This window comes from Amycolatopsis sp. cmx-11-12, assembly GCF_046269425.1.
Lineage (GTDB): Bacteria > Actinomycetota > Actinomycetes > Mycobacteriales > Pseudonocardiaceae > Amycolatopsis.
The window spans coordinates 1-1,278 of record NZ_JADNQM010000096.1 but is presented as its reverse complement, the minus strand read 5'-3'; the positions used below and the strand labels follow the sequence as shown (position 1 = coordinate 1,278).

Genomic DNA, 1,278 nt, shown 5'->3' with positions numbered 1-1,278 from the left:
ACCTACCTTCATCTCCGACACAGCATTGCTTTCAAGCGACTCTGGCTTCTACATCAGAACCTCTCAATCGCATTCGAGACACACGATGGAAAGAACAGACCAGCACTAGATTCCGCAGATCGGTCGGTCCGCCATCTGCCCAATGATGAATATGGTGGGCGTGGCAGTTCTTCGGCCGCCGATGGCAGCCGGGGAACGCGCACCCCCGATCCCGGATGTTCAACGCTCTCCGTTGGCCTGGGGTGACGAAGCGTCTGAGGCGTCCCACATCGAGAGGTTCCCCGGCGGCATTGAGCACTACCGGCAGCATCAAGCAGTCGCAGGCAGCCAGGCGTGCTTCGCGGGCGGTCATCGTGCCGACGAAGTCGAGGCAGGCGGTCCCGAGGCCGGTCTTGAGTTCTTCGAGGCCGATGGTCACGTGCACCAAGGTCCGGTAGCCGTTGGTGCCGGGCTGGTCGGGGCAGGCGACCGCCAGGTCCACGAGGTCGACCCACGCGTCACCCTGACGCTCAGCTTTGCTGCGCAGGTCGGCCTGACCGAACTCGTCCACCGGGCGAGGCTTCGCGTGAGCCTCCAGTGCCGCTGCGGTCCGGGCCCCGGACTCGTCGTCGAGGAGGCCTTTCAGGGTCCAGAAGCCGTCTTTGCGGCGTTGCAGGGTCAGTTCGCGGCGGGGTGGGGCAGGTTCGGGGTCCTTGGGTTCTTTGCCGTCCGGGTCGAGCCATCCCAGCAGTTGCTCTCCGAGTTCCGACACCTGCCGAGGACCCGCCTTCCGGGCCAGGTCGGCGAGGGTCTTCTCCGCGTGCTCCCGATCCTCCACCGGCACCTCGCCGGGGATCTGCCGCAGGATCTCCAGGATCTGTTTGATCCGTTCCTCGCCGATCGCGCCGTCCGCCGCCGCCACGCCGGTCGCGGGCGCGAACGCCGGGATCTCCGTGCCATCCAAAGCACGCGTCGGATTCAAATCAATCGCACGATTCACATACGGCCGCGCCTCACCCACAGACAACCCCGCGATATCAGCGAACCACGAAACCGTCGTCCCATACCCGTACAAGTCTTTCACGCCACGAGACTCGATCTCCGCCAAATACTGCCCCAATCCGGCGGACGCTACCCGCATCACCTGCAAGAACTGCTGCACGCCGTGGGCAAGCTCCAGCTTGCCAGCGCGCCACAGCTCCTGCGGCAACTCGGGAAGGATCGTCTCGGACACACCCCCATAATACCGGAATTCTGTCGAACATGTGTTCGTAATCTTACGTTACCGCGAAACGGCAC

At 64.0% G+C, this 1,278-nt stretch carries 1 protein-coding gene; it reads right to left on the bottom strand.

Annotated features, from left to right (window positions below):
• Window positions 1-31: 31 nt before the first annotated feature.
• On the bottom strand, window positions 32-1,213 hold the full coding sequence (locus ACLARN_RS44070; RefSeq protein WP_409497448.1) for a DUF222 domain-containing protein: 1,182 nt from the start codon (window positions 1,211-1,213) through the stop codon (window positions 32-34).
• Window positions 1,214-1,278: the final 65 nt, after the last annotated feature.